Source organism: Micromonospora sp. C51 (assembly GCF_018070435.1).
GTDB classification, from domain to species: Bacteria; Actinomycetota; Actinomycetes; order Mycobacteriales; family Micromonosporaceae; genus Micromonospora; species Micromonospora sediminimaris.
Window position 1 is genome coordinate 1 of sequence record NZ_JAGPXQ010000054.1, and the last position, 14484, is coordinate 14484.

Consider the following 14484-nt stretch of genomic DNA (forward strand, 5'->3'; position numbering starts at 1 on the left):
GGGTGGGGGTGTGGGGGTTATGGTCTGGATCGATCCAGTTGCTGGATCGATCCAGAACGGAGAGTGCGGATGAAGCCGACCTTGCGGGCCGTGGCCGAGGCTGTCGGTGTCTCGCGCAGCACTGTCTCCAACGCCTACGGCCGCCCGGACCAGCTCTCACCGCAGTTGCGCCAGCGCATCCTGGAGACCGCGCGGGAGATGGGTTACCCGGGGCCCGACCCGACCGCGCGCTCGTTGCGGCGGGGATTCGTCGGTGCCATCGGGGTGCTGTTCACCTCCCGGCTGTCGTACGCGTTCACCGACCCCTTCGCCGTCCGGTTCCTGACCGGCGTCGCCGAGGCGGCCGAACGCCACGACAGCAACCTGCTGCTGATACCGCTGCCCGACGACGCGGCCGGCGCGCGTACGGCGGTGGAGAACGCCGCCGTCGACGGGTTCTGCGTCTACTGTGCCGGTGACGAGGAGGGCATCCTCGACACGATCCGCGGCCGTGGCCTGCCCTTCGTCACCACCTCCTCGCGGCCTCGCGCCGGGGACCTCTGGGTCGGCATCGACGAGCGGTCCGCCGCCCGGTCCGCTGCGGCACACCTGACCGCGCTCGGTCACCGCCGGGTCGCCCTGCTCGGCGACGACGTACTGCCCGGCGCACCGGCCGGGCCGCTGCGGGTTGCCGACGTGGCCGATGTGCCGCACCCCACCACCCGGGACCGGTTGGCGGGCTTCGCCGAGGCGTTCGCGGCGGTCGGGGTCGCCTGGCCCGACCTGACCGTGCTCTCCGCGACCGACAACACCCGCGCCGCGGGTGCCGCCGCCACCAGTGCGCTGATGCACCTGCCCGAACCGCCCACCGCGGTGCTGGCCTGCTCCGACGTGCTCGCCCTCGGTGCGCTCGACGTCCTGCGCGCCGACGGCGAGCGGGGGCGGCGCGTCTCCGTGACCGGCTTCGACGACATCGCCGAGGCCGCCCCGGCCGGCCTGACCACCATCCGCCAGCCCGGCGAGGCGAAGGGCCGAAGCGCCGCCACGCTGCTGCTCGACCCGCCCACCGACGCCGCCGCGCGCCAGATCCTGCTGTCCACCACGCTCGTCGTCCGGAGCAGCTCCGGACCTGCCCCGAGGAGTTGACCATGGAACAGCCCACCGGCTTCGTCATGGCCGTCGACGCGGTCACCCGTCATGTCCTGTCCGCCCGGCCGGACGCACCGGTCCGACCCGACGTACCCCGGCCGGCGCGGCTGGTGGTCACCCGCCGGCTCGCCGCCGGGGCGCTGCGCCGACTCGCCGACCACATCCAGCCGCGTCCGGTGCCCGCCCCGCCCGCCTGCCGCACCTGAGGCAGGTGTCGACGCCCCTGGCCCCACCAGCCCCAGGGGCGTCGACGCCCGTCGGAGGACGGCTACCGCGTCTGCGGCGACCTGGTTCGCTTGCCGCACGGCCGGTCCGCCGTCCGGGTGGGTGGTGCGCCGGGCGGTGCAGCAGGCAGACTGGAGGCCCATGTCGCCGTTCACCCCCAGCCTGCGGTTGCACGACCGCTACGTGCTGCACGATCGCATCGGCCTCGGCGGAATGTCCGAGGTGTGGCGCGCCGACGACGAGGTCCTGGGCCGGTCGGTCGCGGTGAAGGTCCTTGCCGGGACGTTCGCCGTCGACCCGGACCTGCGGGCCACCCTCCGGCGGGAGGCCCGTGCCGCGGCACGCCTGGCCCACCCGCACGTCACCCAGGTGTACGACTACGGTGAGGCGGCTCTGGCCGACGGCAACGTCGTGCCGTACCTGGTGATGGAGTTGGTCGACGGGCGGAATCTCGCCGACCGGCTGGCCGACGGGCCGCTGCCCTGGCGGCCGGCCCTGCGGATGGCGGCGGAGGTGGCCGCCGCCCTGGCCGCCGCGCACCGCCTGGGCGTGGTGCACCGCGACATCAAGCCGGGCAACGTCATGCTCACCGACAACGGTGCCAAGGTGCTCGACTTCGGTATCGCCGCGCTCGCTGGTGCGCCGTCGCCCGGCGCCCGCCCGGCGGGTGGCGCCCTGATGGGTACGCCCGCCTACCTCGCGCCGGAACGGTTGAGCGCCGACCCGCCCCATCCGGCCAGCGACGTGTACGCCCTCGGTGCGCTGCTGTACCGCACCCTCACCGGTGACGTCCCGCTGCCCGTGCGCAGCTGGCCGGATGCGGTCAGGGTGCACGCCAACCGTCCGGCCGTCGCACCCCTGCGGGTGCCGGGCCTGCCGGCCGACCTCGCCGAGCTGGTGCTGGCCTGCCTCGACCCCGATCCGGAACGACGCCCCACGGCCGGCCGACTGGCCACCCGGTTCCGCGCCGCCGCCACCGGACTGGCGGCGGCCACGGTCGACGCACCGGCCACCGGCGGGCAGCAGACGCCGGAGACCCGGCCGGTGCGTCACCATCCACCGACCCTGATCGAGCCGACCGCCCGCCCCGAGACCGTGTCCGGGGTCGCACCACGATCCGCGACGCGCGGAGCACTGCCTGGCCGTGGCCGACCCCGGCCGGCACCCGGACGGCCGCCGGGCCGGCGGGGGCACAGCGGCCCGCCGGCGGGCGCGCTGCTCACCTTCGCGTTGGTCCTGCTGCTGGGTCTGGGCGCGGCGCTCGTCCTCGGCGACTGGAGCGACGGGCAGCAGACGGCCAGTCCCACCGCGCCGCCGGCCGCCCCGCCGACCTCCTCCCCGCCCACCTCACCACGACCCGCCGCCAGCTCGCCGGCCGGCCGGCCGGAGCCGGTGAGCCTGGGGCGGGCGGCGGTCGAACTCATCGCGTTGCTCACCGAGGCACAGCTCACCGGAGAGATCGACCGTAAGGCCGCTGACCGGCTGCGTAAGGAGTTGACCGAGCTGGCCGGGGGCGGGCCGAAGGAGCAGGAGAAGCAACTGGAGAAGCTGCGGGAGCGTCTGGACGACGAGGTGGACCGCGGCCGACTCCCCGCTGACTTCGCCGACGACGTGGACGACGTGCTGGAGCGGCTCGAGGCGAACCTGCCGGAGGGCTGACCCCGTCCGGCGTCGCCCGGCACCGCCGCTCAGCCAGGTTCAGGCCAGGGTCGTCCGTACGAACTCGTCCGGAGCGGTCCCGGCGCGGGCGAGGACCGAACCGTCCGGCGCCCAGATCGCCGACCGTCCGGCCGTCTCGGTGTAGCCGCCACCGGTGGCGCCGGCGAAGCTGGCCACCGCGACCACGACCCGGTGGGTGGTGCAGATCCGCGATGCCCGTTGGTCCGGCACGTGCGCCTCGGCTGCGGCGTCGACGATCGAGGCCGCGTACACGTCGACGCCGGCGGCGCAGGTGCGTGCCGCGTGTTCCGCGACTCCGGTGTCCTTGCAGATCGCCAGGCCGATTCGCCAGCCCTCGACGTCCAGCACGGCCGGTGCCGGTCCGGGGCGGAACCGGCGGGCCTCGGCCTCCCCGAGCCACATCTTGCGGTACGCCACCCGTGCCCCGCTGCCGTCCACGGCGAGGGTGGCGATGTGCTCTCCGGCCACCGGTGCGCCGACCAGCGCGAGCGCCCCGGTGGCCGCGCACGCGGCGACCAGCGGCGCGAGCCGGGGGTCCGACGGGTCGACCGGCGCGGCGTCGAGTTCGTAACCGGTCAGCGACAACTCCGGGAAGATCACCACCCGGGCGGCGGCGGTACGGACCGTCGCCGCGTGCGCCGCCACGTTGGTGTCGATGTCGTACGACACGCACCGGGGCTGGGCGACGGCGATGGCCAGCGAAGGGCGCGACACCTGCGCAGCTTAGGCTCCGCACTCAGGAAAGTCGACGCCGGTGCAGCGACTCTCAGCTGAGGTTCGTAGCGTGTGGGACATGATGCATGTCCGGTACGCCTCGCCCTCGGTCGTCGGCCAGTCCGCACCACCCGAGGACGGCCTGGTTGGTTTCGTCACCGACCTGGTGGAGCGGCTCGGCGGCCCAGGTGCGGGGCTGGCCGTGGCGCTGGAGAATCTGTTCCCCCCGATTCCCAGCGAGGTGATCCTGCCGCTCGCCGGATTCGTCGCGGCGCAGGGCCGGATGAGTGTCGTCGGGGCGATTTTCTGGACGACACTCGGTTCGCTGCTCGGTGCCCTCGCGCTCTACTGGGTCGGAGCCGCGCTGGGTCGGGAGCGGACGCGGGCCATCGCGGCGAAGCTGCCGCTGGTGAAGCTGAGCGACATCGACCGGACCGAGGAGTGGTTCCTGCGGCACGGCGTGAAAGCCGTCTTCTTCGGACGGATGATCCCGATTTTCCGAAGCATGATCTCCATTCCGGCCGGGGTGGAACGCATGCCGCTGCTCACCTTCGCGGTCTACACCACGTTGGGCAGTCTGATCTGGAACACCACCTTCGTGATGGCCGGCTTCCTGCTCGGCGACAACTGGCACCTGGTCGAGGGGTACGCCGGCATCCTGCAGAACCTGGTCATCGTCGCCGTGGCGCTGGGCATCGTCTGGTTCGTCGTCACCCGCCTGCGCCGCTCGCGCCGAGCCGGCGGCCTGCGGTCCAACGAGAGCGGCGCCGGCCTGACCGACGCGACGCCGGCCGGGGTGCCGGATCCTGACGGGCGGGGCACCATCTACCGCAGCGTCTGGTCGGACGGCCACCAACCGGCCGACCAGGAACCTTGGCGCTGATTCCTGCCCGGCCGGTGCGGATGACCCGTCCGCCCGACTGGCTCCGGACGTGTCGGCTGTATCAGGGAGGTGCTGATGAGTGGATCGGACTGGGTCGACGAGGTCGGTGGTGAAACTGCCCGGCGGGGTGCGGACGCGGGGTCGGCGGATCGGTGACCCGGCCACACCGGCCGAGGATGCGATCGACTGGGTACGCGCCGCCTACCGTCCTGGTGCGGTGGAAACGCCCTGGCAGCGGCGCTGGCTGCGCCGGCTGTCCGCGTCCTAGCGGGTCCGGTGGTGGGGCGCGGTGGTCAGGCGGCGACGTAGTCGCGCAGATGGCGGGCGGTGAGCGTATCGCCGTGCGCCACCAGGTCGGCCGGGGTGCCGGTGAACACGATCCGGCCGCCGTCGTGACCGGCGCCCGGTCCGAGGTCGATCAGCCAGTCCGCGTGGGCCATCACCGCCTGGTGGTGCTCGATGACGATTACCGTGTTGCCGGCGTCGACGAGCCGGTCGAGCAGCGCGAGCAGCTGGTCGACATCGGCCAGGTGCAGTCCCGTGGTCGGCTCGTCCAGCACATAGGTGCCGGCCCTGTCGGCCATGTGGATGGCCAGCTTGAGCCGTTGTCGTTCGCCACCGGAGAGCGTGGTCAGTGGCTGGCCGAGGGTGAGGTAGCTCAGCCCCACGTCGGCCATCCGGTCCAGGATGACCCGGGCTGGGCCGCTGGGGAAGAAGTCCCGGGCCTCGGCCACCGACATGCCGAGCACCTCGCTGATGTTGCGCCCGCGCAGCCGGTAGGTGAGCACCTCGTCGGTGAACCGGCGACCCTCGCACTGCTCGCAGACGGAGGCGACGCCGGCCATCATCGCCAGGTCGGTGTAGACCAGCCCGATGCCCTTGCAGGTGGGGCAGGCCCCCTCGGAGTTGGCGCTGAACAGGGCGGCCTTGACCCCGTTGGCCCTGGCGAAGGCGGTACGTACGGGGTCGAGCAGACCGGTGTAGGTGGCCGGGTTGCTGCGCCGGGAGCCACGGATCGGCGCCTGGTCGACGACCACCACATCGTCGCGGCCGTGCAGTGAGCCGTGCACCAGGGAACTCTTGCCGGAGCCGGCCACCCCGGTCACCACGGTCAGTACGCCGAGCGGGACGTCCACGCTGACGTCCCGCAGGTTGTGCAGGTCGGCGTGCCGGATCGCGAGGTGCCCCCGAGGCGTACGGGCCGGTTTCCGTAGCCGTACCCGGTGGTCCAGGTGCCGGCCGGTGAGCGTGTCCGAGCGGCGCAGACCGGCCACGTCGCCGGTGTAGCAGATGCGGCCACCGGCGGTGCCCGCACCGGGACCGAGATCGACCACATGGTCGGCCACCGCGATGGTCTCCGGTTTGTGCTCGACCACGAGCACCGTGTTGCCCTTGTCCCGCAGCCGCAGCAGCAGGTCGTTCATCCGGGCGATGTCGTGCGGGTGCAGGCCGACGGTGGGTTCGTCGAAGACGTACGTGATGTCGGAGAGGCTGGAACCGAGGTGCCGGACCATCTTGACCCGCTGCGCCTCACCACCGGAGAGGGTGGCCGACTCCCGGTCGAGGCTGAGGTACCCGAGGCCGATCTCGACAAGCGAGTCCAGCAGTTCCCGAAGGTTGACGGTCAACGGGGCGACCGACGGGTCGTCGATTTCCCGGATGAACCCGGCCAGGTCGCTGATCTGCATGGCGGCGCACTCGGCGATGTTGCGGCCGGCGATGCGGCAGGACAGCGCCGCCGCGTTGAGTCGGGTGCCGCCGCAGTCGGCGCAGGTGGTGAAGGTGACCGCCCGGTCGACGAAGGCCCGGATGTGCGGCTGCATGGACTCCCGGTCCTTGGCGAGGTAGAGCCGACGCACCTTGACGACCAGACCCTCGTAGGTCAGGTTCGTGCCGCCTACCTTGATCTTCGTGGCGGGCTTGTGCAGGAAGTCCTCCCACTGCTGCGACGTGAAGTCCTGGAGCTTGACGTCCGGGTCGAACAGCCCGGAGCCGACGATGGTTTGCCAGTACCACGTGTCGACGGCGAAGTTCGGCACGGTGATCGCGCCGTCGTTGAGCGACTTCTCCACGTCGACCAGTTCGTTGACGTCGAGATCGGAGACCCGGCCCAGGCCCTCGCAGCTGGGGCACATTCCCTCGGCCAGGTTGAAGCTGAAGGCGCCGGCACCGCCGACGTGCGGGTCGCCCAGCCGGCTGAACACGATGCGCAGCATGGCGTACGCGTCGGTGGCGGTGCCGACCGTGGAGCGTGAGTTGGCACCCATCCGCTCCTGGTCGACCACGATGGCCGGGGTGAGATTGCGCAGCGAATCCACGTCGGGCCGGGAGAGGCTCGGCATGAACGACTGGAGGAAGGCGCTGTAGGTCTCGTTGATCAGCCGCTGGGACTCGGCGGCGATGGTGCCGAAGACCAGCGAGGACTTGCCGGACCCGGAGACGCCGGTGAAGACGGTCAGCCGGCGCTTGGGGATGTCGACCGAGACGTCATCGAGGTTGTTCTCCCGGGCCCCGCGTACCTCGATGACGTCGTGGCTGTCGGCGGCGGACCGTGCTGGCTGCTGCATGCGAACCCTTTGCGAGATCGTGGACGGACTCCCGCCCGGGAACTGGCTTCCGATTGGCCTGGCCAGATTCAATTGTCACATTGATGTGCTCGTGGAGACTTTTGCGACGTTTAGAGCGCTCGGAGGGTCCGGTAGGTGGCGAGAAGTCTCAAACGGACGTGAGAGGCTAGGCTGAACCGGTGGTGGTTCGTCGGGTCAGCGGCCGGCTGCGCGCGGTGGATCTCGCCGCGACGGCGGGCGTTTCCGTTCAGCAGGTGCGCAACTACGTCGACCTCGGCGTGCTGCCTCGGGTGGAGCGCACCCCGAGCGGCTACCGGATCTTCACCGACGCGCACGCGCGGGCTCTGACGGTGGCCCGCGCGGTGGCCGACGGACACGGCTGGACGCGTACCCGCGAGATCATGGCGGCGGTCCACCGGGGTGACCTGCCGACGGCGCTGGCGTCGTTGGACGCCGGCCACGCCGAGCTGGACCGCGAACGGGCCGAGATCCGGATGGTGCTCGGCGCATTCGAGACCGTGGTGACAAGTGCGCGCCAGCACACCGTGCCACGCCGGGCGGTACGGGTCGGCGTCGTCGCCGACCTGGTCGGGGTCCGCACCTCGCAACTGCGCTCGTGGGAGGCTCGCGGCCTGCTGCGTCCGGCTCGCGAGGCGGGCACCGGTTATCGGGTGTACGACGAGGCCGAGCAGCGTGCCGCACAGGTGGTGGCGCTGCTGCGCCGGGGCGCGTACCCATTCGAGATCATCACGGCGGTGCTCGCCGAGATGCGTATTACAGGTAGCCCGCAGCGGGTCCGTGCTGAGCTGGCGCGCCGCGAGCAGGAGTTGCACCGCCGCAGCCGGCGACGGCTGGCCGCCTCAGCGACCCTGCACGACTATCTGTGCCACCTGGCCGGCTGACACCGCTGGGGCAGGCACATGGACCGAAGGCGGTGATGTCACTCAGACATGAAAACGTCTGAGTGACATCACCGCCTCAAGGCAATCCTCTGATGGCAGCGGGCCGGGCGTTGCGGTCCAACGTGGTGTTCGACGACGGGCCACTCGTGTCACCACCCGCCCGTCTCGGGCAGATCAGGTGGTCAGCCCGCCGAGCAGGGCCGGGCCAGGTTCACCAGATCGGCAGGCCGGTTGCCGTCGACCCGGCCGATCGCCGTCGCGATGCGGTTGATCGCCGCGACGCGCCGGTCCTCCAGCGGGCCGATGATGGCGTTGCGCACGAAGTTCGGCCCGCCCTGCGGGTTGGCCGCCTGCCGGCCGAGGCGGGCGTTGGCGTCAGCGATCTGGCTCTCCAGGTTGGCGAGTTCGCGCTGCACCTCCGCCGCGGCCTGAGCCGGCACGGCCGGGAGCCGGTCGGCCACCGTCGGGCAGCTCACCCGCTGCGCCACGCCGGCTCCCGCGTTGCCGTTACCGGTGTTCCCGTTGCCTGCATTGCCGTTTCCGGCATTGCCGTTTCCGGCATTGCCGTTGCCCGCGTTGCCGTTTCCGGCGTTGCCATTGACAGCGCTGGGCACCCCTGCGGCGTTGAGTCCGCAGGTGGCGAGGCTGGCGAGATCGGGGCGCTGTCCGCCGACGCGGTTGATGGTGATGCCGATGCGATCGAGGGCAGCGGTTCGTTTGCTGGCCAGCGGGCCGAGGATGGCGTTCTGAATGAAGTTGGGGCCGCCCTGGGGGTTGGCGGCCTGCTGCGCGAGGCGGGCGTTCGCCTCGGCGATCTGCTTGTCGAGGTTGGCCAGTTCCTGTTCGACTCCGGCAACGGCGGCGGCGGGCACGTTGGACAGCTTGTCCCGTACCGTCGGGCAGTTTGCCGTCTGCGGCGCAGCGCCGTCGTTGGCGGAGGCCAGCGTCAGACCGCCTCCCAGGAGCACCACCGCCAGGACACCGACGCCGCCGAGCTTCACGGCAGCGTGCTTGCGGTGCTGCTGCGTACGCCTGACCATGCTTACTCTCCTCATGATTGACCGCCCGACGGGTCGGCCCGTCGGCTGGTGCGCAATGGGGTGCCCGGAAAGACGATCGGCTACGGCGGCCGGCCCCGCCCCGCATGCCGAGGACCCTCACGGGTGACGTCGGACCGAGCTGCGGGAGCGCTCCCGTCGCAGGTCCGGGCGTTTCATGTGTTCGGTCGTGGATACGGGGGGTGCGAGCGATCGGTTCAACACTTCCCAGCGAGGATCGCGGCCCTCCGCGCGTCCCGAACCGGCCGGGCGGGGTGGGCGGCACCGAAGATCCTGCCGTTAGTCTGCGTGTTCATGAGAATCCGGGACCTCGCCGCCGGCTGCGCCGCCCTCGTCGCCGTGACGATTCCCGCGACTCCCGGTGTTGTGGCGATCACCGCCGGTTCCGGATCGCTGGCATCGGTTGCTCTACCGGCCGCTGCCGTCACGCCGCCACCCGCGCCGGGGCCCGCCGCCCCGACGGCAGTGCCCTGCCCGAAGGCGGTGGCGCCGAAGGTGATCCGGTCCCCGAGACCGACGACGCCGCCGCCCGTTCCGGAACACCGGGTGGTCGGCGGCGATGCGCTCGCCACCCCTGGACTGATCGTGCCGCCCGGCGCGGCGGCCCCGCCCAAGGTGACGGCGACCTCGTGGCTGGTGGCCGACCTGGACACCGGTGAGGTGCTGGGTGGCTGCGGTCCACACGAGTACGCGACCCCGGCCAGCGTGCAGAAGCTGCTGCTGGCCGCGACCATGCTGCCGAGACTTGATCCGGCCGAGGTTGTCACTGTCACCAAGGAGGATCTGGACATCGCCCCCGGCAGCTCGGCCGTTGGACTGTTGCCGGGCGGCCGGTACCGGGTGGAGACCCTCTGGCTGGGGTTGCTGCTGCAATCCGGAAACGAGGCGGCGAACGCGCTGGCCCGCCTCGGCGGTGGCGCCGACGGCGTGGCCGGTGGGGTGCGGGCGATGAACGAGCAGGCCCGCCAGCTCGGCGCCTGGCAGACCCGTGCGGTCACCCCGTCCGGGCTGGACGCTCCCGGCCAGTTCACCAGCGCGTACGACCTGGCCCTGATCGCCCGGGTCTGCTTCGCCGATCCGGCCTTCCGGCGGTACGTGCTCACGGAGCGCACCCGCATTCCGGCGCAGAAGAGGTTGCGGGGCAAGGGCTTCGAGATCCAGAACGAGAACCAACTGGTGTACCGCTATCCCGGTGCGCTCGGCGGCAAGACCGGCTTCACCGACTACGCCCGGCACACCTACGTGGGCGCGGCCGAGCGGAACGGTCGCCGGCTGGTCGTGACGCTGCTCGGTGCCGAGCCGCGACCGCAACGTGGCTGGGAGCAGGGTGCCGCGCTGCTCGACTGGGGCTTCGCGCTGCCCCGGCCGGCCAGTGTCGGCCGGCTGGTGGAGCCGGGGGAGTTGGTCGCTGAACCGTCACCGGCTTCGCCTCAGCCAGCCGACCCGTCCCCGCTGGCCGGCACCGCTCAGCCGGCAGGCACCGCCTCGGTCGACGACGGGCCGGGCGCCGGAATGTTCGTGGCGCTGGCCGTCGGAGCGCTCGCGGTGACCCTGGCAATCCTCGCCACCCGACGACTTCCCAGGGCCCCCATCCCCGACCCTCGCCCCACCGGCCCAGATCCGTCCCCCACCGCGCCAACCTCGACCTCCCGCCGCCCCTGACCGTGCCCCCGCCGAACAGCTCGGCGGGTGACCTGCCCACGCGGGGGCCGTGCGGGCCCAGGAGCCGGCTGGGGTGGGTGCTGGTCGATTCGCGGGACTCGTCGGAATTCACCCGATAGTGTCGCTAATTGTGAGAGCTTCCGCACTTACCGCGGCGGTGGCTGCCGCGCTGCTGGCGACGCCACTGGTGCCCGTGGTCGACGCCCACGCGGCAGCGCCGGTTCCGTGTCCGCGCTCGGCGCCGCCAGCTCCCGGTCCCACCCCTTCGGTGACGCCCTCCCCGGACCCGGTGCAGCGGGCCGTCGGCGGCCCTCGGCTGGCCACGTCCGGTCTGGTGGTGCCCCCGGGCGTACCGAAACCGCCGAAGGTGGCCGCCACCTCGTGGCTGGTGGCCGACCTGGACACCGGTGAGGTGCTGGGTGGCTGCGGTCCACACGAGTACGCGACCCCGGCCAGCGTGCAGAAGCTGCTGCTGGCCGCGACCATGCTGCCGAGGCTTGATCCGGCCGACGTCGTCACCATCACCTCAGGTGATCTCGACATCGAACCGGGAAGTTCCGCGGTCGGGTTGGTGGCGGGCGGCCGGTACCGGGTGGAGACGCTCTGGCCGGGGTTGCTGCTGCGCTCGGGAAACGAGGTGGCGAACGCGCTGGCCCGTCTCGGCGGAGGCGCGGACGGCATGGCTGGCGGGCTGCGGGCGATGAATGAGCAGGCGAGCCTGCTCGGCGCGTACCAGACCCACGCGGCGACCCCCTCCGGGCTGGACGGTCCCGGGCAGTTCACCAGCGCGTACGACCTGGCTCTGATCACCCGGGCCTGCTTCGCCGACGCACGTTTCCGGCGGTACGTGGCCACTCGGGAGGCGACCATCCCGGCCCAGCCGAGACAGCGCGCCAAGGGATTCACCATCGACAACGACAACCAGCTGCTCTACCACTATCCCGGCGCGTTGGGGGGCAAGACCGGCTACACGGACCTGGCCCGACACACCTACGTCGGGATGGCCGAGCGGGGCGGACGTCGACTCGTGGTGACGTTGCTGGGTGCGGACGTGGTCGACAAGCGGGGCTGGCAACAGGGCGCGGCCCTGCTCGACTGGGGATTCGAGTTGCCTCCGGCGGCCTCGGTGGGAGTGCTGGTGAGCCCGGGTGCGGCCACCGCCTCGGCCCCACCGGCCGCCGTACCCCCGCAGGCGTTGCCCGGCGGCGCGTCCGGGGCGGAGACATCGCGGTCGGCGACCCTGGCTGGTCGCCTACGGTCGGTTTCCCTGATCGGCCTCGCCGTCGGAGTGACGCTGCTCGCGGGCGGTCTGGTCGGCCGTCGCAGGTGGCGGCACCGTACCGCCGGGGGGACGGGACGGCCGACGCGCACCCCGTGAGCGCGGCGGTGACCACGGCGGCCCGGGAGCGCGGACGGCCTGGCGGCGGCGACCGGCACCGTCGGCCGGCAGTCGGTCGACGGTGGCTGGTGGGAACTGTCGCCGGTGCTGTCCTGGTCGCGGTCGGATGTGGACGCGACGAACCCCGCCCCCCATCCTCGCCGCCGGCACCGTCGGGGCCGGGATTCGTGGTGCTGTCCGATGTCGACCATCGCATCCTCACCGACATCCGGTACGCCACGGCGTACAACTTCGTCGGTCGCCGCGTCGACGGCTACCAGGAACCCCTCTGCCTGCTCACCAAGCGCGCCGCGGAGGCGCTGCGCCGGGTGCAGGACGCGGCGCTCGCCGTCGGGCGCAGCCTGAAGGTGTACGACTGCTACCGCCCGCAGCGGGCCACCGAGGACTTCCTGGACTGGGCCGGCCAGCCGGGGCAGGACGCCATGAAGGCCGAGTTCTACCCTCGGGTGACCAAGGCTGAGCTGGTGGATCGCGGCTATCTCGGCGCACCCAGCGCACACAGCCGGGGCAGCACCGTCGACCTCACCCTGGTCGACGTGCCGCCGCCCGAGCAGGCCCGCTTCGCACCAGGTCGACCGCTGGTGGCCTGCACCGTCCCACGTGCGCAGCGCTTCCCCGACAACAGCGTCGACATGGGTACCGGCTTCGACTGCTTCGACCCGCTGTCGCACACCGACTCGGACCGCGTCGGCCCCACCGCCCGGGAGAACCGGCGACAGCTACGGCAACTGATGACCGAGGGTGGTTTCGTCGGCTACGACCGGGAGTGGTGGCACTTCCGCTACCGCGACGAACCCTGGCCCGACACCTACTTCGACCTGCCGGTGACCCGTTCCTCAGCCGGCTGACGCCCCCAAGGCCGCCGCAAGCGACGGAACGCAGTGGTCATCATCCGAGATCTTGGACATTTCCCGTTAGCGCGAAACGGGAAATGTCCAAGATCTCGTATGGATGGTGCGTGGTGGGGTGAGAGGGCGGGACAGCGGCCGGCACCACTGTGTGGCGCGGCGAGGTGTGGGTTGCGCTCATGTCGGCGGTGACGCAGGTCACGCTAGCGTCGCCGTACGCCGACACCACCGCCGGCGCTCACCGGACCCCAGGGAGCGTCATGATCAGACCAGTCTCGCGGCTGCTCGCCGCCGCCGTCGCGGCCCTGCTGCTCGCCCCGGTGGCGCCCGCCCACGCCGCCGACACCCCGCACACCAAGAGTCCCGTGTCCGGAAGCCTGTCCACGTACCGCATCTCGGGTGTGTACGTCGCCGGCGTCTCCTCCGGCGCCTACCTGGCGGGCCAACTCCAGGTGGCCTACTCGAAGCGGATCAGGGGAGCGGCGCTGTTCGCCGCCGGCCCCTACTACTGCGCGCAGAACAACGTCGCGCAGGCGCTGTACGGCTGCGGCGACAACATCTACCCGACGTATCTGAGCGCGTTGCAGGCGTACACCCGGACCTGGGCCGGATACGGCTGGGTCGACCCGGTCAGCGGCCTGTCCGGCGAGCCGGTCTACGTCTTCCATGGTGGATCCGACGGCACCGTGAAGCGGTCGGTCAGTGACGACCTGGTCCGCTATCAGCAGCACTTCGGTGCCAGCGTCCAGTACGACAGCGGCTCGGCCGCCGGCCATGGCTGGGTCACGCCCTACGGCACGGTGGGCTGCACGGCCACGGCCGCGCCGTACCTCAACGACTGCGGCACCGACCCGCAGCACACCTTCCTGCGCAAACTCTTCGGATCGGTCCAGCCGCCCAACACCGGGCCGCTCGGTGGCACGCTCGTGCGGTTCAGCCAGCACAGCTTCGCGCCGGGTGGCTGGGCCAACGGCCTGAGCATGGACGCCAACGGTTTCGCCTACGTCCCGTCGTCCTGTGCCTCGGGAGCGAGCTGCCGGCTGCTGGTGGCGCTGCACGGTTGCCTCCAGGGTCACAGCCGGGTCGGCACCGCCTTCGTGGACCGGGCCAACCTCAACCAGTACGCCGACACCAACGCCACGATCGTGTTGTACCCACAGGCCATCACCGTGCCCAGCAACCCGAACGGATGCTGGGACTGGTGGGGCTATCTCGGTGCCACCAACTACCCGATCAAGGGCGGCGCCCAGGTGGAGACGGTGATGAACATGGTGCGCCGGCTGGGCGGCTGAGCGCGGCCTCCGTCGCCCCGTAGGCTGTCGCCCATGATTGCCGTACGTCAGCGCACCGCCGACGGACGGTGGGTGGCCGAGCCGGCCCTGGTGTCCGCACCGGGGCCGGCCGCACGATGAGTGGTA

General features: G+C 71.8%; 13 protein-coding genes. 10 read left to right on the plus strand and 3 right to left on the minus strand.

Annotation, left to right across the window (positions count from 1 at the left end):
• The first annotated feature begins 69 nt into the window (after positions 1 to 69).
• The 3 genes from KBX50_RS29605 (at position 70) to KBX50_RS29615 (ending at position 3012) form a co-directional block, all read left to right on the plus strand.
• On the plus strand, positions 70 to 1125 hold the full coding sequence (locus tag KBX50_RS29605; protein ID WP_210941156.1) for a LacI family DNA-binding transcriptional regulator: 1056 nt from the start codon (positions 70 to 72) through the stop codon (positions 1123 to 1125).
• A gap of 2 nt (positions 1126 to 1127) precedes the next feature.
• Positions 1128 to 1334 carry a hypothetical protein gene (locus KBX50_RS29610; RefSeq protein ID WP_210941157.1) on the plus strand — a complete coding sequence of 69 codons (207 nt, stop codon included), beginning with the start codon at positions 1128 to 1130 and terminating at the stop codon, positions 1332 to 1334.
• 160 nt (positions 1335 to 1494) lie between these two features.
• Positions 1495 to 3012 carry a serine/threonine-protein kinase gene (locus KBX50_RS29615; RefSeq protein WP_210941158.1) on the plus strand — a complete coding sequence of 506 codons (1518 nt, stop codon included), beginning with the start codon at positions 1495 to 1497 and terminating at the stop codon, positions 3010 to 3012.
• A gap of 39 nt (positions 3013 to 3051) precedes the next feature.
• On the opposite strand, the gene KBX50_RS29620 is transcribed toward KBX50_RS29615, so the two are convergent.
• Positions 3052 to 3747, minus strand: coding sequence for a carbon-nitrogen hydrolase family protein (locus tag KBX50_RS29620; RefSeq protein ID WP_307871105.1), 696 nt, complete (start codon positions 3745 to 3747; stop codon positions 3052 to 3054).
• Between the two features lie 82 nt (positions 3748 to 3829).
• Between KBX50_RS29620 and KBX50_RS29625 the strand changes: the two genes are divergently transcribed.
• Positions 3830 to 4630 (plus strand): DedA family protein, encoded by an 801-nt coding sequence (locus tag KBX50_RS29625; protein ID WP_210941184.1) that lies wholly within the window; start codon positions 3830 to 3832, stop codon positions 4628 to 4630.
• A gap of 79 nt (positions 4631 to 4709) precedes the next feature.
• A complete protein-coding gene (locus KBX50_RS29630) occupies positions 4710 to 4898 on the plus strand; it encodes a hypothetical protein (protein ID WP_210941159.1) in 189 nt (62 codons plus the stop codon).
• A gap of 25 nt (positions 4899 to 4923) precedes the next feature.
• Here the strand turns inward: KBX50_RS29630 and KBX50_RS29635 are convergent, their stop codons facing one another.
• The gene (locus KBX50_RS29635) at positions 4924 to 7197 is read right to left on the minus strand and encodes an excinuclease ABC subunit UvrA (RefSeq protein ID WP_210941160.1); all 2274 of its coding nucleotides are present in this window, start codon (positions 7195 to 7197) and stop codon (positions 4924 to 4926) included.
• A gap of 179 nt (positions 7198 to 7376) precedes the next feature.
• Here KBX50_RS29635 and KBX50_RS29640 point away from each other — a divergent pair, with 179 nt between their 5' ends.
• On the plus strand, positions 7377 to 8099 hold the full coding sequence (locus tag KBX50_RS29640; protein WP_210941161.1) for a MerR family DNA-binding transcriptional regulator: 723 nt from the start codon (positions 7377 to 7379) through the stop codon (positions 8097 to 8099).
• A 182-nt stretch (positions 8100 to 8281) separates the two neighbouring features.
• Here the strand turns inward: KBX50_RS29640 and KBX50_RS29645 are convergent, their stop codons facing one another.
• Complete coding sequence (locus KBX50_RS29645; protein WP_307871106.1) at positions 8282 to 9100, minus strand: hypothetical protein; 819 nt, start codon at positions 9098 to 9100, stop codon at positions 8282 to 8284.
• 351 nt (positions 9101 to 9451) lie between these two features.
• Here KBX50_RS29645 and KBX50_RS29650 point away from each other — a divergent pair, with 351 nt between their 5' ends.
• From KBX50_RS29650 to KBX50_RS29665, 4 genes are all read left to right on the plus strand, one after another.
• Positions 9452 to 10819: a D-alanyl-D-alanine carboxypeptidase family protein gene (locus tag KBX50_RS29650; protein ID WP_247674669.1), complete on the plus strand. Its 1368-nt coding sequence runs from the start codon at positions 9452 to 9454 to the stop codon at positions 10817 to 10819.
• Between the two features lie 130 nt (positions 10820 to 10949).
• Positions 10950 to 12197: a serine hydrolase gene (locus KBX50_RS29655; RefSeq protein ID WP_210941163.1), complete on the plus strand. Its 1248-nt coding sequence runs from the start codon at positions 10950 to 10952 to the stop codon at positions 12195 to 12197.
• A 191-nt stretch (positions 12198 to 12388) separates the two neighbouring features.
• Positions 12389 to 13066, plus strand: coding sequence for a M15 family metallopeptidase (locus KBX50_RS29660; RefSeq protein WP_307871107.1), 678 nt, complete (start codon positions 12389 to 12391; stop codon positions 13064 to 13066).
• A 260-nt stretch (positions 13067 to 13326) separates the two neighbouring features.
• Positions 13327 to 14358, plus strand: a complete 1032-nt coding sequence (locus KBX50_RS29665) for a PHB depolymerase family esterase (protein ID WP_210941164.1) — start codon at positions 13327 to 13329, stop codon at positions 14356 to 14358.
• The last annotated feature ends 126 nt before the right edge of the window (positions 14359 to 14484 follow it).

Bases quoted from the DNA above. Each gene is read 5' to 3' on its own strand.
- KBX50_RS29605 (WP_210941156.1), top strand. From the start codon at position 70: ATGAAGCCGACCTTGCGGGCCGTGGCCGAGGCTGTCGGTGTCTCGCGC.
- KBX50_RS29610 (WP_210941157.1), top strand. From the start codon at position 1,128: ATGGAACAGCCCACCGGCTTCGTCATGGCCGTCGACGCGGTCACCCGT.
- KBX50_RS29615 (WP_210941158.1), top strand. From the start codon at position 1,495: ATGTCGCCGTTCACCCCCAGCCTGCGGTTGCACGACCGCTACGTGCTG.
- KBX50_RS29625 (WP_210941184.1), top strand. From the start codon at position 3,830: ATGCATGTCCGGTACGCCTCGCCCTCGGTCGTCGGCCAGTCCGCACCA.
- KBX50_RS29635 (WP_210941160.1), bottom strand. From the start codon at position 7,197: ATGCAGCAGCCAGCACGGTCCGCCGCCGACAGCCACGACGTCATCGAG.
- KBX50_RS29650 (WP_247674669.1), top strand. From the start codon at position 9,452: ATGAGAATCCGGGACCTCGCCGCCGGCTGCGCCGCCCTCGTCGCCGTG.
- KBX50_RS29665 (WP_210941164.1), top strand. From the start codon at position 13,327: ATGATCAGACCAGTCTCGCGGCTGCTCGCCGCCGCCGTCGCGGCCCTG.